Genomic DNA, 18946 nt, shown 5'->3' with positions numbered 1-18946 from the left:
GAGTCGGACACCCAGCAGCAAGCCGGGCAGCACCACCGGGCAGCACACCGCGACGAACGGGAGCGCATGAGCACCACGACGACCCCCGAGGTCGTGCACGACGAGGACGACGCCCTCGTCGGCAACCGCACCAAGGCCGCCACCACCTGGGACGGCTTCAAGGTCCTCGGCATCGCCATCCGCCGCGAGCCGTGGGTCTTCACGATCTCCACGCTGGGCAGCGTCCTGTTCGGCGCGCTCACCGTCGCCGACGCGTGGGCGCTCGGCTGGGCCACGGACGAGGTCCTCGTCCCCGCCTTCAGCACCGGCGAGACCGACGGGTCGATGCTGTGGGCCGTCCTCGCGGTCTTCCTCGGCATCGCGATCCTGCGGGCCGTCGGCATCGTCGCCCGCCGCGTCGGCGCCGGCCTCATGCAGTACCGGATGCAGGCCCACAGCCGCCGCGAGGTCAGCCGCCAGTACCTGCGCCTGCCCGTCGAGTGGCACCAGCGCCACCCCACCGGCGAGCTGCTGAGCAACGTCAACGCCGACGTCGAGGCCGCCTGGCGCCCCATCGCGCCGCTGCCGATGGCGGTCGGCACGATCGCGATGATGGTGATCGCCGTCGTCCAGATGTTCGCCTCCGACGTCGTCCTGGCCGTCGTGGGCCTCACCGTCTTCCCCGCGGTGATCGTCTCCAACCTGTACTTCCAGCGGCTGTCCTCGCCGCTGATGACCCGCGCCCAGCAGCTGCGCGCGGACCTCTCCGAGATCGCCCACGAGTCCTTCGACGGCGCCATGGTCGTCAAGACCCTGGGCCGCGAGCCGGAGGAGACCGCGCGGTTCGGCCGCGTCGCCGACGAGCTGCGCGACGTCAACGTGCGCGCGGGCCGCATCCGCGCCGCCTTCGACCCGGCGCTGGCGGCCCTGCCGAACCTCGCCGTGCTGCTCGTGCTCGGCGTGGGCGTGGCCCGCGTCGAGTCCGGCGCCATCGACGCCGGCGCCGTGGTCACCGTCGCCTACCTGCTCACCGTCGTGGCGTTCCCGATCCGCTCCATCGGCTGGCTGCTCGGCAACTTCCCCGCCTCCGTCGTCGGCTGGGAGCGGATCAAGCGCGTGCTCGACGCCACCGGCTCCATGCCCTACGGCACCGCCACCAGCACCGCCACGGGCGGCGCGCACCTCGAGGTGGACGCGCTCGCCTACTCCTACGGCACCGGCTCGACCGAGGGCGGGGACGAGGTCGGCCTGCTCCGCGAGGTCAGCTTCTCGGTCGCGCCCGGCCGCACGGTGGCGCTCGTGGGCGCCACGGCGTCCGGCAAGTCCACGCTCACCAGCCTCGTCACCCGGCTCGTCGACCCGCAGGCCGGCACCGTCCGCCTCGACGGCACCGACCTGCGCGACCTCGCGGCGGGCGAGCTGGCGCGGTCGGTCGCCGTCGTCCCGCAGACCGCGTTCCTCTTCGACGACACCGTGCGCGGCAACGTCACCCTCGGCCTCGACGCGACCGACGAGGAGGTCTGGGCCGCCCTGCGCGCCGCCCAGGCCGACGGCTTCGTCGCCGCGCTCGACCACGGCCTCGACACCCGGCTCGGCGAGCGGGGCACCTCGCTCTCCGGCGGCCAGCGGCAGCGCATCTCGCTGGCCCGCGCGCTGGTGCGCCGGCCCCGGCTGCTCGTGCTCGACGACGCCACGTCCGCCGTCGACCCCGAGGTCGAGGCGCGCATCCTCGCGGCACTGCGCAGCACCGCCGGCGACGGCCCCCAGCCCTCGCTGCTGGTCGTCGCCTACCGCAAGGCCACCATCGGCCTCGCGGACGAGGTGGTGCACCTCGACCGCGGACGGATCGTCGCGCGCGGCACCCACGAGGAGCTGCTCGCCGCGAGCGTCGAGTACGCCCGCCTCGTCAACGCCTACGAGACCGCCGAGCAGGAGGAGGGCCGATGAGCGCCACCACGTCCACCCGCGCGGGGAGCACCGCCACGCCCCGCACCAGCACCGCGCTGGACACCGGCGAGAGCCTCGGCGCGTTCACCACCATCCGCCTGGGGATGAAGCACTCCCCGGAGCTGCGCGAGGGCCTGCGCGGCACCTTCGCCCTGGCGGTGCTCGCCTCCGGCGGCGAGGTCGTCGTGCCGATCGCCGTGCAGCAGACCCTCGACCGGGGCCTGGGTGCGGACGGCGGCGTCGACCTCGGGTTCACCGTGCTGATGGGCCTGCTGGCGGCCGCCGCGATCGTCGTCACCGGCGTCGCCTCCTACCTGATGACCGCCCGGCTGTTCCGGGCCGCCGAGCGCGGCCTCGCGACGCTGCGCACCAAGGCCTTCCGGCACGTGCACGACCTGCCGCTGCTCACCCAGAACACCGAGCGCCGCGGCGCGCTGGTGGCCCGCGTGACCAGCGACGTCGACCAGGTCAGCCAGTTCCTCGTCTTCGGCGGCCTGCTGTTCGTCGTCAGCGTCGGCCAGATCGCCGTGGCCACCGTCGTCATGGCCGTCTACTCCTGGCAGCTGACCCTCGTCGTGTGGCTGGCGTTCGCGCCTCTGTTCCTGTCTCTGCGCTACTTCCAGCGCAAGCTCACCGAGGCCTACGGCGTCGTGCGCCGCCAGGTCGGAGCGATGCTCTCGGCGGTCTCCGAGCCGGTCGTCGGCGCCACCGTCGTCCGCTCCTACGCCGTGGCCGACCGCACCCAGGCCCGCATCGACGAGGCCATCGACCGGCACAAGGCCGCCTCGTTCCGCGCGCAGGGCTTCACCGCGTTTTCCTTCTCCCTGGGCGGGGTCTCCGCGGGCCTGGCCAACGCCGGCGTCGTGGTCGTCGGCATCCTGCTGATGCCCGACGGCTGGTTCGGCACCGACGCGATGACGCTCGGCACCGTCATCGCGTTCGCCTTCCTGGTCACGCTGTTCGTCGGGCCCGTGCAGATGGGCACCCAGATCCTCACCGACGCCCAGAACGCGCTGGCCGGCTGGCGCCGCGTCATCGGCATCCTCGAGACCCCCGCCGACCTCACCGACCCCGGCGCCGACGGCGAGCCGCTGCCCTCGGGCCCGATCGAGGTCACCTTCGACCACGTCGGCTTCGCCTACCCCGGCGGCCGACCGGTGCTGCACGACGTCGACCTCACGCTGGCCCCCGGCAGCCGCGTCGCCGTCGTCGGCGAGACCGGCTCCGGCAAGTCGACCATCGCCAAGCTCCTGACCCGGCTGATGGACCCCAGCGAGGGCCGCGTCCTGCTCGACGGCGTGGACCTGCGCCACGTCTCCCAGGCCGACCTGCGCCGCAGCGTCGTGCTCGTGCCGCAGGAGGGCTTCCTCTTCGACGACACCCTCGCCGCGAACGTCCGCTACGGCCGCACCGACGCGGACGAGGCGGCCATCCGTGCCAGCGCCGACGCCCTGGGCCTCGGCGACTGGCTGGCGGGCCTGCCCCGCGGGCTCGACACCCGGGTCGGGCAGCGCGGCGAGTCGCTCTCGGCCGGCGAGCGTCAGCTCGTGGCGCTGATCCGCGCGCACCTGGCCGACCCCGACCTGCTGGTGCTCGACGAGGCCACCAGCGCCGTCGACCCCGCCCTGGAGATGCGCATCGGGCGCGCCCTGGAGCGGCTGATGCGCGCCCGCACCTCCGTGACGATCGCGCACCGGCTCTCCACCGCCGAGGCCGCCGACGAGGTGCTCGTCGTCGACCACGGTCGTGTGGTCCAGCGCGGCCCGCACGCCGAGCTGGCCGCCCGGACCGGCTCGGTCTACGCCGGGCTGCACGCCTCCTGGGTCGCCCAGCAGGGCCGCGCCACGGACCGGGTGCCCTCCGGCGCGGGGGAGCAGGGATGATGGGACGCGTGAGCGACCCGCAGCCCGACCAGACGCCGCTCGACCCGTCCGTGGCCGCCCGGCTCAAGCGCACCGCCGACGGGCTGGTGCCCGCCGTGGTCCAGCAGCACGACACCGGCGAGGTGCTCATGCTCGGCTGGATGGACGACGAGGCCCTGGCCCGCACCCTGTCCACCGGCCGCGCCACCTACTGGTCGCGCTCGCGCCAGGAGTACTGGGTCAAGGGCGAGACCTCCGGCCACCGCCAGTGGGTGCACGAGGTCCGCCTCGACTGCGACGGCGACACACTGCTGGTCAAGGTCTCCCAGGAGGGCGCGGCCTGCCACACCGGCGACCGCACCTGCTTCGACGCGGACCTCCTGCCCGCCACCGGTGCCCGTGCCTGATCCCGTGCCTGATCCCGTGCCTGGTCCCGTGCCCGCCCAGCCCTCGGCCCAGCCCTCGACCCGGTCCCGCGCCCGTTCCCGGATGGGCGGGGTCGTCGTGCTCGTCCTCGCCTCCGGTGCGCTGGCCGCGGTCGCGGGCGGCAAGCCCGCCGCGTCGGCCACCGGCGACGGCGCCGCCGGCACGGTCGCCGAGCTGACCCTGACCTCCGGCGACGCGCTGGCCATGCCCGCCGTCACCTCCTTCGCCCTCGTCGCGCTGGCCTCCCTCGGCGTCGTCCTCGTCACCCGCGGCCGGGTCCGCCGCGGCGTCGCCGTGCTGGGCCTGCTGGCCGCGCTCGGCAGCGCCGCCGCCGTCGTCCAGGCGTGGTGGGGGGTGCGCTCCACGATCCGCGACACCCTCGCCTCCGTCGGCGCGGACGGCGGCGTGGCCACCAGCGGCTGGTACCTGGTCGCGGCGGCGAGCAGCGTCGTCCTGGTCCTCGCCACGGCGGCCGTGGTGCGCCTGGTGCCGACCTGGCCGGAGATGGGCAGCCGCTACGACGCGCCCACGGGCGCCACCACGCGAGCGGCGCGCACGCCGCTGGACGAGGGCGCCTCCAGCATGGACCTGTGGAAGGCCCTGGACGAGGGGGAGGACCCGACCAGCGAGGCCGACGCCGCCCCCGGCACCCCCGCGCGCGGGTCCGAGGGCTCCGACCGCCTAGACTGACCCCGCTCCGCCCCGCCCCCGGGCAGGACGGGCACGCAGAACCCCACACACGCGAGGAGCAGCTCCATGTCGGCAAACCACGGCAACACCCCCGCAGCCTGGACCGCGGTCGTGATCGGCCTGGTCGGCGTCGTCGTCGGCTCCGTGGGCCTCCTCTTCAACCCGGTCTCCATGCCGGTGTTCTGGGTCGGCGTCGTGATCACCCTCGCCTCCCTCGTCGTGTACGGCGTCATGGCCAAGATGGGCCTGGCCTCCTGACCGCGACGGTCCCCGTCACACCCGTCCCGCCCACCGGCGGGGCGGTCCGGTCGCTGCCCGTGCGGCTCGCCGCACCCCTGCTGACCATCGGCACGCTGGGCGCCGCGACCCTCGCGCTGCACGTCCGCGACCCGCACGCCCAGGGGTCCTGGGGCATCTGCCCCTCGGCCGCCCTGGGCTTCTGGTGCCCCGGCTGCGGTGGTCTGCGGGCCGTCAACGACCTCACCCACGGCGACGTCGCGGCCGCGTTCTCCAGCAACGCCCTCGCCGTCTCCCTGATGCCGCTGGCCGTGCTCGGCCTGCTGCTGTGGGTCCGCTCGTCGTGGCAGGGCCGACGCGACCCCGCCACCGTGCTGATCGAGCGCGGCGGACGCCCGCTCGTGGTGGTCGGCGTCGTCGTGATCGTCGCCTTCACGCTCCTGCGCAACCTGCCGGTCGCCCCCGGCCTCTGGCTGGCCCCCTGACGACGCACGCCCCCGAGCCGACCGGCTCGGGGGCGTGCGCGCGGCGGGCCGCTGGTGCTCAGTAGCTGCTGTCGTAGGTGTACTCGAAGCCGCCGGTGGAGACGCTGATGATCAGCAGCACCGCGTAGAAGGCGATGCCGGCGACGGTCAGCAGCGTGCCGATGATGCCCAGGATCCAGCCGGCCTTGATCAGGCCGGCGTTGGCGTAGGGCACGCCGGAGGGGGTCGTCTCCTTGCGGGCCTTGTTGCCCATGATCCACGCGGGCAGGGCGGTGAAGAGGCCGCAGCACACGAGGCCGAGGATGCCGAGCACCAGGATCAGGGTGCCGCGGGGGTGGTTCTCGGGCTGCGAGTAGCCGGGCTGGCCACCGTAGGGAGGCTGGCCGTACGGCGGCTGACCGCCGTACGAGGGCTGGCCACCGTAGGCGGGCGGCTGGTCGCCGGAGGGCGGGTAGGGCGGCGGGGTCTCGCTCATGGACGGCTCCGTCGGGTCGAGGTGGTGGGGGAGACGTGCGCCCGGGTGCGGGCGCACGTGGTCGTTCGGCACCGTAGCGGTGCCCGGGGGCCGGGGGAACGGACTACCGGCCCCGGTGGTGCCGGCACCCGCCGACGTCGACCCGGCACCTGGTCCCGGGACCGGAGGTCGACGACGGCGAGCGCGGCGGCGAGGGCGATCAGACCGACATGAACGAGCCGGCGTTGAGGATCAGGATGAGCACCCACAGGACCACGCCGACGATGCCCAGGATGAAGCCCGCCTGCGCCATGCCGGCGCCCTCCTGGCCGCTGGCGCTGATCTCGCCCTTGGCCTGGTGGCCCAGGACGATCGCGACGATCGCGGCGGGGCCGCAGCACAGCAGGCCGACGATGCCGGTCACGAGGGCCCAGATGGCCTTCTTGCTCTTGCCGGCGGGAGCGGCGTAGCCGCCCGGCTCGCCTCCGTACGGCGGGGGCGGCGGGGGTGCGTCGTAGCTCATGGATACCTCTCCGAGAGGGGTGGGTGGATGGCGCGCACGGGCCGAGCGCCCGGCGCGTGCCAGGCAGGCTAGTGGACGCACGCCCTCCGTGCGGGCGCTCCTGCACAGGGCGTGGCGCGACCACCCCTGCGTGTCATCCTCCGTCCGCCCGCTCCCGCACCCCCGTCCACCCACGGCCCTGCCCGGGCGGGGGGCACCACCCGCGTGACAGACTCGGGCGAGGCGTGAACCCGCCCGGCACGGTCGTGCCGGGCCCGTGCAGAGAGATCCGAGGTGTACCGCGTGTCCGTGCTCGACGACATCGTCGCCGGTGTCCGGGAGGACCTGGCCGTCCGCGAGGCGGCGACCCCGTTGGCCGACCTGCGGGCCGCGCTGGCCGACGTCGACCCCGCCCGCGACCCGATGCCCCACCTGCGCGCGCCAGGCTCCAGCGTGATCTCCGAGGTCAAGCGGAGGAGCCCCAGCAAGGGGCACCTCGCCGACATCCCCGACCCCACCGTCCTCGCGCGCGCCTACGAGGCCGGCGGGGCGGCCGCGATCAGCGTGCTCACCGAGCAGCGCCGCTTCGGCGGGAGCCTGGAGGACCTGCGCGCCGTGCGGGCGGCGGTCGAGACCCCGATCCTGCGCAAGGACTTCATCGTCACCGAGTACCAGGTGATCGAGGCGCGCGCGGCGGGCGCCGACCTGGTGCTGCTCATCGTGGCCGCCCTCGACGACGACGACCTGCGCCGCCTGCACGACCTGGCCTCCGAGCTCGGGATGACCGTGCTCGTCGAGGTCCACGACGAGGCCGAGTGCGCCCGGGCCGTGGCCCTGGGCGCCCCCCTCGTGGGCGTCAACGCCCGCAACCTGAAGACCCTGGCGGTCGACGTCGACACGTTCGGCCGCCTCGCGCCGCTGCTGCCCGACGACGTCGTCAAGGTGGCCGAGTCGGGGGTCTTCACCCCCGACGACGTGAAGCGGCACGTCCTCGAGGGCGCCCGCGCGGTGCTCGTGGGGGAGGCACTGGTCAAGGACGGCGAGCCGACCGCCGCCGTCCGTGCGATGACGGGAGTGGGCGCATGAGCATCGACGAGACCACCGCACCGGTGACCGGTCACGGACCCTGGGACGCCGACCTGCACGGCTGGTTCGGCGGCGAGGGCGCCTGGGGCGGCCGCTTCATGCCCGAGGCCCTCGTGGCCGCGCTAGACGAGCTCACCGTCGCGTGGGAGCAGGCCATGGCCGACCCGACGTTCACCGACGAGTTCGGCGCCTCCCTGCGCGAGTACGCCGGCCTGCCCAGCCCGCTCTACCACGCGACCCGCCTCTCCGAGCGGGTCGGCTGCCGCGTCCTGCTCAAGCGCGAGGACCTCGCGCACACGGGCGCCCACAAGATCCGCAACGTCCTCGGCCAGGCGCTGCTGACCAAGCGGATGGGCAAGAAGCGGGTCATCGCCGAGACCGGCGCCGGCCAGCACGGCGTCGCCAGCGCGACGGCCGCCGCCTACTACGGCCTCGACTGCACCGTGTACATGGGCGCGGTCGACACCCGGCGTCAGGCGCTCAACGTGGCCCGCATGCGCCTGCTGGGTGCCGAGGTGATCCCGGTCGAGACCGGCAGTGCCACCCTCAAGGACGCCATCAACGAGGCCATGCGCGACTGGGTCGCCAACGTCGACCACACCGCCTACCTGTTCGGCACCGCGGCCGGGCCGCACCCGTTCCCGTCGATGGTGCGTGACTTCGCCCGGGGCATCGGGGACGAGGCCCGCGCGCAGTGCCTGGAGCAGTACGGCGCCCTGCCCGACGCCGTCGCGGCGTGCGTGGGCGGTGGCTCGAACGCCATCGGCCTGTTCGCGGCCTTCCTCGACGACGCCGACGTGGCGATCTACGGCTTCGAGGCCGGCGGCGAGGGCGTCGACACGCCGCGGCACGCGGCTCCCATCCACGCCGGCGAGTCCGGCGTCCTGCACGGGGCCCGCACCTACCTCATGCAGGACGAGGACGGGCAGACGATCGAGTCGCACTCGATCTCCGCCGGCCTGGACTACCCCGGCGTCGGCCCGCAGCACGCGTGGATCTCCGCGAGCGGTCGGGGGCAGTACCTGCCCGTCACCGACGCCGAGGCGATGGACGCCCTGGCCCTGCTGGCCCGCACCGAGGGGATCATCCCCGCCATCGAGTCCGCCCACGCCGTCGCCGGCGCGCTGAAGGTGGCCGAGGAGCTGGCGGCCGAGAAGGGCCCGGAGGCGACGATCCTCGTCAACCTCTCGGGTCGCGGCGACAAGGACATGGGCACCGTCATGGAGTACTTCGGTCTGGGCCAGGAGCAGGGCCAGGACCAGGGCCAGGACCAGGGTCAGGAGCAGGAGAGCAAGTGAGCACCACCGCCACGGCCTACGAGCAGGCCCGTGCCGAGGGGCGCGCCGCGCTCGTCGGCTACCTGCCCGCCGGGTTCCCGGACCACGAGGGCTCGATCGAGGCCATGAAGGTGATGGTCGACGCCGGCTGCGACGTGATCGAGATCGGTCTGCCCTACACCGACCCGGTGATGGACGGCCCCACGGTCCAGGCCGCCGCCCAGCAGGCGCTCGAGGGCGGCACCCGCACCGCCGACGTCCTGCGCACCGTCGAGGCCGTCGCCGCCACCGGCGTGCCGACCCTCGTCATGACCTACTGGAACCCGGTCGAGCGCTACGGCGTGGAGAAGTTCGCCGCCTCGCTGGGCGACGCCGGGGGAGCGGGGCTCATCACCCCTGACCTCACGCCCGACTTCGCGCCCGAGTGGATCGCCGCGGCCGACGCCCACGACCTCGACAAGGTCTTCCTGGTCTCCCCGTCCTCCACCGACGAGCGCATCACGATGACGACGGCGGCCTGCCGCGGCTTCGTGTACGCCACCGCGGTCATGGGCGTCACCGGCGCCCGCACCACCACCAGCGGCCTCGCCGGCCCGCTCGTGGAGCGCACCAAGACCCTCTCGGCCCAGCCCGGCCTGCCCGTCGGGGTGGGCCTCGGCGTCAGCACCGGGGCACAGGCCGCCGACGTGGCGCGTTTCGCCGACGGCGTGATCGTCGGCTCCGCGTTCGTGCGCACGCTCCTGGACGCCGGCAGCGACCGCGCCGCCGGTCTGTCGGCGCTGCGCACGCTGACCGAGGACCTCGCCCGCGGCGTGCGGGAGGTCTGAGGCGTGCTGCCCCAGCTGGCCGTGCTGGCCATCCCCAGCCCGTCCGAGGGCGTCTGGTACCTCGGCCCCGTGCCGATCCGCGCCTACGCGCTGTGCATCATCGCGGGCATCGTGGCCGCCGTCTGGATCGGCGAGCGCCGCTGGGCCGCCCGCGGTGGACGCGTCGGCGACATCCAGGACCTCGCCCTGTGGGCGGTGCCGTTCGGCCTGGTCGGCGCGCGGCTCTACCACGTGGTCACCGAGTGGGACCGCTACTTCGGCCCCGGCGGGAGCCCGTGGGAGGCCCTCTACGTCTGGCGCGGTGGCCTCGGCATCTGGGGCGGCATCGCCCTGGGCGCGGTGGGCATCGCCATCGGCGCGCGGCTCAAGGGCCTGCGCATCCTGCCGCTGCTCGACGCCATCGCCCCGGGCGTGCTGATCGCCCAGGCCATGGGCCGCTGGGGCAACTACTTCAACCAGGAGCTGTACGGGAGCCCGACCACGCTGCCGTGGGGCCTGGAGATCGACCCGGACCGCGACAGCGTGCGCGCCCAGTACCCCGCGGACACGCTCTTCCACCCCACCTTCCTCTACGAGTCGCTGTGGGCGCTGGGGGCGTTCTTCCTGGTGATCTGGCTGGACCGACGCTTCCGCCTCGGTCACGGCCGGGTGCTGGCCGCCTACGTGATGGCCTACACCGCCGGCCGCGCCTGGATCGAGAACCTGCGGATCGACTCCGTGGAGCTCTCCGACGTCGGTGGCCTGCGCTGGAACGTGTGGCTCTCGCTGGCGATGTTCGTGCTCGCGGCCGTCTACTTCGTCGTCTCGGCGCGCCTGCGTCCGGGCCGTGAGACCGACGTCCTCACCGCCCGCGGCCACGCGCTGCGCGACGAGCCGGTGGAGCCTGACGAGCCTGTCGAGCCCGGGGCCGAGGTGAACCCGGAGGAGGCCCCGGACGAGGACCCGGACGAGGCTCCCGCCGAACCCCGCCCCGACGCCTGAGCCGGTCTCAACCGGCGGTCACCGTGTCCGCGGTGCGGGACTCCGCGAAACCCGGTGGTAATCTTCTAGCGCGCGAGGGCCAACGTCGTCCCCGGCAGTCATGACTGGTCACGACCAGTTCCAGCACCACCCGCCAGCAGCCGGTTCGACCCCTCGCTCGTCGACGAGCGTGAGGGGCTGCCCGGTGCCGACGACGACGGGAGAACACCCGGTGCCCTACCAGCACGCATTCCCGCCGAAGCAGGGCCTCTACGACCCGAGTCACGAGCACGACGCGTGCGGCGTGGCCTTCGTGGCGACCCTGACCGGCGAGGCCAGCCACAGCATCGTCGCGCAGGCGCTCACCGCCCTGCGCAACCTCGAGCACCGCGGAGCCGCGGGCGCGGAGCCCAACTCGGGCGACGGCGCCGGCATCCTCATGCAGGTGCCGGACGCGTTCTTCCGGGACGTGGCCCGCGAGGCCGGCTTCGACCTGCCCGCCGCGGGCACGTACGCGGTCGGCACGGCCTTCATCCCCGGGGACGAGGCCGCCGTGGCCGCCACCGCGGCCCGGATCGAGGCGATCGCCGCCGAGGAGGGCCTCAGCGTCCTCGGCTGGCGCGACGTCCCGACGGACCCGTCCATCCTGGGCGCCACCGCCCTCGGCGTCATGCCGACCTTCCGCCAGCTCTTCGTCGCGGGCGCCGAGGCGCTCACCGGCATGCCGCTCGAGCGTCAGGCCTTCTGCCTGCGCAAGCGGGCCGAGCGCGAGACCGACGTGTACTTCCCGTCGCTGTCGAGCCGCACCATCGCCTACAAGGGCATGCTGACGACCGACCAGCTGGACAACTTCTTCCCCGACCTGGTCGACGAGCGCGTCGCCTCCGCCATGGCGGTCGTGCACTCGCGCTTCTCCACCAACACCTTCCCGAGCTGGCCGCTCTCGCACCCGTTCCGCTTCATCGCGCACAACGGCGAGATCAACACGGTCAAGGGCAACCGGAACTGGATGCGCGCCCGCGAGGCCCTCCTGGAGTCCGACGTCATCCCCGGGGACCTGTCGCGCCTGTACCCCATCTGCACCCCCGAGGCCTCGGACTCCGCGTCCTTCGACGAGGTCCTCGAGCTGCTGCACATGGGCGGCCGGTCCCTGCCGCACGCCGTGCTGATGATGATCCCGGAGGCCTGGGAGAACCACGGCGAGATGGACGAGGCGCGCCGCGCCTTCTACCAGTTCCACGCCGCGATGATGGAGCCCTGGGACGGCCCGGCCTCGGTGGTCTTCACCGACGGCCACCAGATCGGCGCGGTCCTGGACCGCAACGGTCTGCGCCCCTCGCGCTACTGGGTCACCGACGACGGTCTCGTCGTCATGGCCTCCGAGGTCGGCGTGCTCGACCTCGACCCCGCCAGCATCGTCCGCAAGGGCCGCCTCCAGCCGGGCCGCATGTTCCTCATCGACACCGAGGAGCACCGGATCATCGAGGACGAGGAGGTCAAGGCCGGCCTCGCCGCCGAGCACCCCTACTCCGAGTGGCTGCACGCCGGGCTCGTCCACCTCGACGACGTCCCCGACCGCGAGCACGTGATCCACACCCACGCCTCGGTCACCCGTCGCCAGCAGGTCTTCGGCTACACCGAGGAGGAGCTCCGCGTCCTCCTCACCCCGATGGCCAACACCGGCGCCGAGCCGATCGGCTCCATGGGCACCGACACGCCGATCGCGGCGCTCTCGGAGAAGCCGCGGCTGATCTTCGACTACTTCAGCCAGCTGTTCGCGCAGGTCACCAACCCGCCGCTGGACGCCATCCGCGAGGAGCTCGTCACCTCGCTCAACGGCTCCATCGGCCCGGAGTCGAACCTGCTCGACCCGACGCCGGCCTCCTGCCGTCAGATCGTGCTGCCCTTCCCGGTCATCTCCAACGACGACCTGGCGAAGATCCGGCACATCAACAACGACGGCGACATGCCGGGCTTCATCACGCACGTCTCCCGCGGCCTCTACGACGTCGAGGGCGGCGGTGCGGCGATGGCCGCCCGCATCGAGGAGATCTTCGGCGAGTGCGACCGCGCCATCGAGCGCGGCGCCCGCGTCATCCTCCTCTCGGACCGCCACTCCACCGCCGAGCAGGCGCCGATCCCGTCGCTGCTGCTCACCGCCGCCGTGCACCACCACCTGGTGCGCCAGAAGACCCGCACCCAGGTGGGCCTGCTGGTCGAGGCCGGCGACGTGCGCGAGGTGCACCACGTGGCGCTGCTGGTCGGCTTCGGCGCGGCCGCGGTGAACCCGTACCTGGCGATGGAGTCCGTCGAGGACCTCGCCCGCGAGGGCTACTACGTCAAGACCGAGCCCGAGGTCGCGGTCAAGAACCTCGTCAAGGCGCTCGGCAAGGGCGTCCTGAAGGTCATGAGCAAGATGGGTGTCTCGACGGTCGCCTCCTACACGGGTGCGCAGATCTTCGAGTGCATCGGCCTCTCCCAGGAGACGGTCGACACCTACTTCACCGGCACCACCTCCAAGCTCGGCGGCATCGGCATCGACGTCATCGCCGAGGAGGTCGCCCGTCGGCACCGCACCGCCTACCCGCGCGGCGGCATCCAGCCCGCCCACCGCGAGCTGGCGACCGGTGGCGAGTACCAGTGGCGCCGCGACGGCGAGCCGCACCTGTTCGACCCGGAGACGGTCTTCCGCCTCCAGCACTCGACGCGCGCCGGCCGCTACGACGTCTTCAAGCAGTACACCTCGCGCGTGGACGAGCAGTCCGAGCGCCTGATGACGCTGCGAGGCCTGTTCTCGTTCAAGTCCGCCGAGGAGCTCGGCCGGACCCCGGTCCCGATCGACGAGGTCGAGCCGGTCGAGTCCATCGTCAAGCGCTTCTCCACCGGCGCCATGTCCTACGGCTCCATCTCGATGGAGGCCCACGAGACCCTGGCGATCGCCATGAACCGGCTCGGCGCCAAGTCGAACACCGGTGAGGGCGGCGAGGACCCCGAGCGCCTCTACGACCCCGAGCGCCGCTCGGCGATCAAGCAGGTCGCCTCGGGCCGCTTCGGCGTCACCTCGGAGTACCTGACCAACGCCGACGACATCCAGATCAAGATGGCGCAGGGCGCGAAGCCCGGCGAGGGCGGGCAGCTGCCCGGCCACAAGGTGTACCCGTGGGTGGCCAAGACCCGGCACTCGACGCCGGGCGTGGGCCTCATCAGCCCGCCGCCGCACCACGACATCTACTCCATCGAGGACCTGGCGCAGCTGATCCACGACCTCAAGAACGCCAACCCCGCGGCCCGCATCCACGTGAAGCTGGTCTCCGAGGTGGGCGTCGGCACGGTCGCCACGGGCGTCTCCAAGGCGCACGCGGACGTCGTCCTGGTCTCCGGGCACGACGGCGGCACGGGCGCGTCCCCGCTGACCTCCCTCAAGCACGCCGGCGGTCCCTGGGAGCTCGGCCTGGCCGAGACCCAGCAGACCCTGCTGCTCAACGGCCTGCGTGACCGGATCGTCGTGCAGACCGACGGCCAGCTCAAGACCGGTCGCGACGTCGTCATCGCCGCCCTGCTGGGCGCCGAGGAGTTCGGCTTCGCCACCGCCCCGCTGGTCGTCTCCGGCTGCATCATGATGCGCGTGTGCCACCTGGACACCTGCCCGGTGGGCGTGGCCACGCAGAACCCGGTCCTGCGCGAGCGCTTCTCGGGCAAGCCCGAGTTCGTCGTGAACTTCTTCGAGTACATCGCCCAGGAGGTGCGCGAGTACCTGGCGCAGCTGGGCTTCCGCTCGATCGAGGAGGCCGTGGGCCAGGTCGCCGCCATCGACACGCAGAAGGCCGTGGACCACTGGAAGGCCGACGGGCTCGACCTGTCGCCCATCCTGCACGCCCCGGACACCTCGGCGTTCCCGGAGCAGGACCTGCGCTGCACCAAGAGCCAGGACCACGGTCTGGAGAAGAGCCTCGACGTCACCGAGCTCGTGCCGCTGGCCCAGCCTGCGCTCGAGACCGGCGAGCCGGTGCGCGCACAGCTGCCGATCCGCAACGTCAACCGCACGGTGGGCACCATCCTCGGCCACGAGGTCACCAAGCGGTACCGCGGCGAGGGCCTGCCCGACGGCACCATCGACATCACCTTCACCGGGTCCGCCGGCCAGTCGTTCGGCGCCTTCGTCCCGCGGGGCATCACCCTGCGTCTCGAGGGCGACGGCAACGACTACGTGGGCAAGGGCCTGTCCGGTGGCCGGATCGTGATCCGCCCCGACCGGGCGGCCACCTTCCGCTCCCACGAGCACATCATCGCCGGCAACACGCTGGCCTACGGCGCGACCACCGGCCAGATCCTGGTCCGTGGTGGCGTCGGTGAGCGCTGCTGCGTGCGCAACTCGGGTGCCTGGGTCGTCACCGAGGGCGTGGGCGACCACGCCGCCGAGTACATGACCGGCGGACGCCTGGCGGTGCTCGGCAAGACCGGCCGCAACTTCGGCGCCGGCATGTCGGGCGGCATCGCCTGGGTCCTGGACCTCAAGCCCTTCCGGGTCAACACCGAGCTCGTCGAGCTGGGTGCCGTCGAGGGCCAGGCCGCCGTCGAGCTCGAGCAGATGGTGCGTGCCCACTTCGAGGAGACCGGCTCCGAGGTCGCCGAGCAGCTGCTCGCCGACTGGCCGGCCGCCCTCACGCGCTTCACCGAGATCATGCCGCGGGACTACCGCATCGTGCTCGAGGCAAAGGCGAAGGCCGAGGCCGACGGCCTCGACGAGAACCAGACCGCTCACGCGATGATGGAGGCCCTCCATGGCTGACCGCGTGACTTCCACCTTCCCGTGCGCGGTGCGCACGGCCGGCACCACGACGGAGGGCTGAGCACGATGGCTGACCCCAAGGGATTCCTCAAGGAGGGGCGTGCCGTCGCAGGACGCCGCCCCGTCGAGGAGCGCGTCAACGACTGGGACGAGGTCTATCCCGACGGCATCGGTCGCGCGCTGCTGCCGATCATCACGCCGCAGGCGAGCCGCTGCATGGACTGCGGCATCCCGTTCTGCCACCAGGGCTGCCCGCTGGGCAACATCATCCCGGAGTGGAACGACCTGGTGTACCGCGGTGACTGGGCCGACGCGATCGAGCGTCTGCACGCGACCAACAACTTCCCGGAGTTCACCGGTCGCCTCTGCCCCGCGCCCTGCGAGACCGCCTGCGTCCTGGGCATCAACCAGGACCCGGTGACCATCAAGAACGTCGAGGTCTCGATCATCGACAAGGCGTGGGAGTCCGGCTACGTGACCCCGCAGCCGCCGGAGTGGCTCTCGGGCCGCACCGTCGCGGTCGTGGGCTCCGGCCCCGCCGGCCTCGCCGCCGCCCAGCAGCTCACCCGCGCCGGTCACACGGTCGCGGTCTACGAGCGGGCGGACGCCGTCGGTGGCCTCCTGCGCTACGGCATCCCCGAGTTCAAGATGGAGAAGAAGCACCTCGACCGGCGCCTGGAGCAGATGCGTCGCGAGGGCACCGTCTTCCGCACGGGCGTGGACGTCGGCGGCGAGCTGACGGGGGAGAAGCTGGCCGAGCGGTACGACGCCGTCGTCCTGGCCATCGGCTCCACGGTGCCGCGCGACCTCGGGGCCCCGGGCCGCGAGCTGAACGGCATCCACCAGGCGATGGAGTTCCTGCCGCAGGCCAACCGCACCGCGGTCGGCCAGAGCGTCGAGGGGCAGATCACCGCCACCGACAAGCACGTCGTCATCATCGGCGGCGGCGACACCGGCGCCGACTGCCTCGGCACCTCGATCCGTCAGGGCGCCGCGTCGATCACGCAGCTGGAGATCATGCCGCAGCCCGGCGAGGACCGGCCCGCGGGCCAGCCGTGGCCGACCTACCCGATGATCTACCGCGTCTCCTCGGCCCACGAGGAGGGCGGCGAGCGCGTCTACTCGGCCTCCACCAAGGAGTTCGTGGGCGACGGCAACGGCAACGTCAAGGGCCTGCGCATCGTCGAGGTTGTCTTCGAGGGCGGCAAGCTCACCGAGGTCGAGGGCACCGAGCGCGAGATCCCGGCCGACCTGGTGCTCTTCGCCATGGGCTTCACCGGCCCGCAGAAGCAGGGCCTGGTCGAGCAGCTGGGCGTGGACCTGGACGAGCGCGGCAACGTCAAGCGCGGGGCGGACTACCAGTCCTCCAAGCCCGGCGTCTTCGTGGCCGGCGACGCCGGCCGCGGCCAGTCGCTCATCGTCTGGGCGATCGCGGAGGGCCGCGCCGCTGCCTCCCACGTGGACGCCTACCTCACCGGCTCGACGGCGCTGCCCGCGCCGATCAAGCCGACGGACCGTCCGCTGATGGCCTGAGCGCCCCGGCGCTCCTGCAGCACCCGGAGCCGGGTCGACCCTCATGGTCGGCCCGGCTCCGACCTTTTCCCGTCGTCGGGCCGACCCTCCTCGCACGCCTTCCCCGGGCCACCCGCGGGGTGACTTATCTGACAAGTTGCGCCTGGGAAGGTGAAATGTGGCCGTCCAGGGGGCGGCCGGTGGCTGGAACGATCCAAGGGGCCGGTACTCTGAGCGGGTGCGAAGAGCCAAGATCGTCTGCACCCTGGGTCCCGCTGTCGGCACCCCCCGCCGCATCCGTGAGCTCGTGTACGCCGGGATGGATGTCGCCCGGCTGAACATGAGTCACGGGTCTCACGAGGAGCACGCGGAGCGTTACCACCACGTCCGCGCCGCCTCGGACGACTCCGGGAAGGCGGTCGCCGTGCTGGCGGACCTCCAGGGCCCGAAGATCCGTCTGGAGACCTTCGCGGACGGGCCCGTCCAGCTGCGCCGTGGCATGGAGTGGACCATCACCACCCGCGACGTGCCCGGTGACGCCGAGTCCTGCGGCACCACCTACAAGGGCCTGCCCGGTGACGTGAAGGTCGGCGACCCGATCCTCATCGACGACGGCAAGGTCCGTCTGCGTGCCATCGAGGTCACCGACACCGACGTGCGCTGCGAGGTGCTGGTCGGCGGCAAGGTGAGCGACCACAAGGGCATCAACCTGCCCGGCGTGGCCGTCTCGGTGCCGGCGATGAGCGAGAAGGACATCGAGGACCTGCGGTTCGCGCTGCACCTCGGCGTCGACTTCATCGCCCTCTCGTTCGTGCGTGACGCCAAGGACGCGCAGGACGTGCGCAAGGTGATGGACGAGGAGGGCATCCGCCTCCCGATCATCGCCAAGATCGAGAAGCCGCAGGCCATCGACAACCTCGACGAGGTCATCCGCGCGTTCGACGGCTTCATGGTCGCCCGTGGCGACCTGGCGGTGGAGTGCCCGCTGGAGGACGTGCCGTTCCTGCAGAAGCAGATCGTGGAGAAGGCGCGGCTCAACGCCAAGCCGGTCATCGTGGCCACGCAGATGCTGGAGTCCATGATCTCCTCCCCGTCCCCGACGCGTGCGGAGGCCTCCGACGTGGCCAACGCCGTGCTCGACGGCGCCGACGCGGTGATGCTCTCGGGCGAGACCAGCGTGGGCGACTACCCGATCCACACCGTGGAGACCATGGCGCGGATCGTGGAGACCACCGAGCGTCGCGCGCTCTCCGACGAGCACTTCGGGTTCGCCGACATCAAGTGGGCGCCGCGGACGAAGTCGGGCGTCATCGCCAAGGCCGCGGGCGACGTGGCCGCCGGCGTGGGCGCGTCCTACCTGGTGGCGTTCACGACCACCGGCGACACCGCCCGTCGGATGTCGCGCCTGCGTGGTGCGCCGCCGGTGCTGGCGTTCAGCCCGGAGTCCCGGGTGCGGTCGCGCCTGGCCCTGAGCTGGGGCGTGGAGACCTTCCTGACCGACGAGGCCGAGCACACCGACCAGATGGTGCGCCAGGTCGACGAGGCGCTGCTCAAGATCGGCCGCGTCGAGGAGGGTGACCTCGTCGTCATCGTCGCCGGTGCGCCCCCGGGCATCCCCGGGTCCACCAACGCGCTGCGCGTGCACCGGATCGGCGACGCCATCAACCGCGTCACCCCCGCCTACGAGCCGCAGGCCTGACGCACCGCGTCCGGCACCCGCACGAGGGCCGTCCCACCACCGGTGGGGCGGCCCTCGTGCCGTCGAGGGCTGCTCCTGTCGGCTAGGTGTGATGCCCAGGCACGTTGGTCGAGATCGTGTGACGACACGGTCTGAGGTGTAGGTGGACGAAGGCCTCCCGGGTGTGGAGTGGAGCTGTCTAGGAACCGCTCCGCCACCAAGGAGGCCTTCGTGT

General features: G+C 72.8%; 15 protein-coding genes. 13 read left to right on the top strand and 2 right to left on the bottom strand.

The window, feature by feature from the left end; translation table 11 throughout:
• Positions 1 to 66 precede the first annotated feature (66 nt).
• The 6 genes from M8330_RS14930 (at position 67) to M8330_RS14905 (ending at position 5626) form a co-directional block, all read left to right on the top strand.
• Positions 67 to 1926 (top strand): ABC transporter ATP-binding protein, encoded by a 1860-nt coding sequence (locus tag M8330_RS14930; RefSeq protein WP_250827975.1) that lies wholly within the window; start codon positions 67 to 69, stop codon positions 1924 to 1926.
• Positions 1923 to 3809: an ABC transporter ATP-binding protein gene (locus M8330_RS14925; protein ID WP_250827974.1), complete on the top strand. Its 1887-nt coding sequence runs from the start codon at positions 1923 to 1925 to the stop codon at positions 3807 to 3809. Before M8330_RS14930 ends, M8330_RS14925 begins: the two co-directional genes overlap by 4 nt.
• A gap of 8 nt (positions 3810 to 3817) precedes the next feature.
• Positions 3818 to 4195, top strand: a complete 378-nt coding sequence (hisI, locus tag M8330_RS14920; RefSeq protein WP_250057433.1) for a phosphoribosyl-AMP cyclohydrolase — start codon at positions 3818 to 3820, stop codon at positions 4193 to 4195.
• A gap of 28 nt (positions 4196 to 4223) precedes the next feature.
• Positions 4224 to 4904, top strand: coding sequence for a Trp biosynthesis-associated membrane protein (locus M8330_RS14915; protein WP_250827973.1), 681 nt, complete (start codon positions 4224 to 4226; stop codon positions 4902 to 4904).
• Positions 4905 to 4970: 66 nt separating this feature from the next.
• The gene (locus tag M8330_RS14910; RefSeq protein ID WP_250057430.1) at positions 4971 to 5162 is read left to right on the top strand and encodes an HGxxPAAW family protein; all 192 of its coding nucleotides are present in this window, start codon (positions 4971 to 4973) and stop codon (positions 5160 to 5162) included.
• 59 nt (positions 5163 to 5221) lie between these two features.
• Positions 5222 to 5626, top strand: coding sequence for a DUF2752 domain-containing protein (locus M8330_RS14905; protein ID WP_250057428.1), 405 nt, complete (start codon positions 5222 to 5224; stop codon positions 5624 to 5626).
• 58 nt (positions 5627 to 5684) lie between these two features.
• Here the strand turns inward: M8330_RS14905 and M8330_RS14900 are convergent, their stop codons facing one another.
• Positions 5685 to 6101, bottom strand: coding sequence for a DUF4190 domain-containing protein (locus tag M8330_RS14900; RefSeq protein WP_250827972.1), 417 nt, complete (start codon positions 6099 to 6101; stop codon positions 5685 to 5687).
• A gap of 199 nt (positions 6102 to 6300) precedes the next feature.
• Entirely contained in the window at positions 6301 to 6603 is a 303-nt protein-coding gene (locus M8330_RS14895) for a DUF4190 domain-containing protein (protein WP_250827971.1), read from the bottom strand.
• A 282-nt stretch (positions 6604 to 6885) separates the two neighbouring features.
• On the opposite strand from M8330_RS14895, the gene trpC reads away from it, so the two are divergent.
• From trpC to pyk, 7 genes are all read left to right on the top strand, one after another.
• On the top strand, positions 6886 to 7668 hold the full coding sequence (gene trpC / locus M8330_RS14890) for an indole-3-glycerol phosphate synthase TrpC (RefSeq protein ID WP_250827970.1): 783 nt from the start codon (positions 6886 to 6888) through the stop codon (positions 7666 to 7668).
• Positions 7665 to 8966 (top strand): tryptophan synthase subunit beta, encoded by a 1302-nt coding sequence (trpB, locus tag M8330_RS14885; RefSeq protein ID WP_284704768.1) that lies wholly within the window; start codon positions 7665 to 7667, stop codon positions 8964 to 8966. The genes trpC and trpB overlap by 4 nt, the downstream gene beginning before the upstream one ends.
• Positions 8963 to 9772: a tryptophan synthase subunit alpha gene (gene trpA / locus M8330_RS14880; protein ID WP_250827969.1), complete on the top strand. Its 810-nt coding sequence runs from the start codon at positions 8963 to 8965 to the stop codon at positions 9770 to 9772. Before trpB ends, trpA begins: the two co-directional genes overlap by 4 nt.
• 3 nt (positions 9773 to 9775) lie before the next feature.
• Complete coding sequence (gene lgt, locus M8330_RS14875; protein WP_250827968.1) at positions 9776 to 10753, top strand: prolipoprotein diacylglyceryl transferase; 978 nt, start codon at positions 9776 to 9778, stop codon at positions 10751 to 10753.
• Positions 10754 to 10964: 211 nt separating this feature from the next.
• Positions 10965 to 15521 (top strand): glutamate synthase large subunit, encoded by a 4557-nt coding sequence (gltB, locus tag M8330_RS14870; protein WP_250827967.1) that lies wholly within the window; start codon positions 10965 to 10967, stop codon positions 15519 to 15521.
• A gap of 66 nt (positions 15522 to 15587) precedes the next feature.
• Positions 15588 to 17054 (top strand): glutamate synthase subunit beta, encoded by a 1467-nt coding sequence (locus M8330_RS14865; protein ID WP_250057414.1) that lies wholly within the window; start codon positions 15588 to 15590, stop codon positions 17052 to 17054.
• A gap of 217 nt (positions 17055 to 17271) precedes the next feature.
• The gene (pyk, locus tag M8330_RS14860) at positions 17272 to 18732 is read left to right on the top strand and encodes a pyruvate kinase (protein WP_250057412.1); all 1461 of its coding nucleotides are present in this window, start codon (positions 17272 to 17274) and stop codon (positions 18730 to 18732) included.
• Positions 18733 to 18946: the final 214 nt, after the last annotated feature.

Origin of the sequence: Nocardioides bruguierae, from assembly GCF_023656415.1 — a bacterium.
In the GTDB taxonomy this organism is placed as follows: Bacteria; Actinomycetota; Actinomycetes; order Propionibacteriales; family Nocardioidaceae; genus Nocardioides; species Nocardioides bruguierae.
The sequence above is the reverse complement of the archived record's forward strand: the minus strand, read 5'-3'. Positions and strand labels throughout refer to the sequence as shown.

Bases quoted from the DNA above. Each gene is read 5' to 3' on its own strand.
- M8330_RS14910 (WP_250057430.1), top strand. From the start codon at position 4,971: ATGTCGGCAAACCACGGCAACACCCCCGCAGCCTGGACCGCGGTCGTG.
- M8330_RS14895 (WP_250827971.1), bottom strand. From the start codon at position 6,603: ATGAGCTACGACGCACCCCCGCCGCCCCCGCCGTACGGAGGCGAGCCG.
- M8330_RS14925 (WP_250827974.1), top strand. From the start codon at position 1,923: ATGAGCGCCACCACGTCCACCCGCGCGGGGAGCACCGCCACGCCCCGC.
- M8330_RS14865 (WP_250057414.1), top strand. From the start codon at position 15,588: ATGGCTGACCCCAAGGGATTCCTCAAGGAGGGGCGTGCCGTCGCAGGA.
- trpB (WP_284704768.1), top strand. From the start codon at position 7,665: ATGAGCATCGACGAGACCACCGCACCGGTGACCGGTCACGGACCCTGG.
- M8330_RS14900 (WP_250827972.1), bottom strand. From the start codon at position 6,101: ATGAGCGAGACCCCGCCGCCCTACCCGCCCTCCGGCGACCAGCCGCCC.
- M8330_RS14930 (WP_250827975.1), top strand. From the start codon at position 67: ATGAGCACCACGACGACCCCCGAGGTCGTGCACGACGAGGACGACGCC.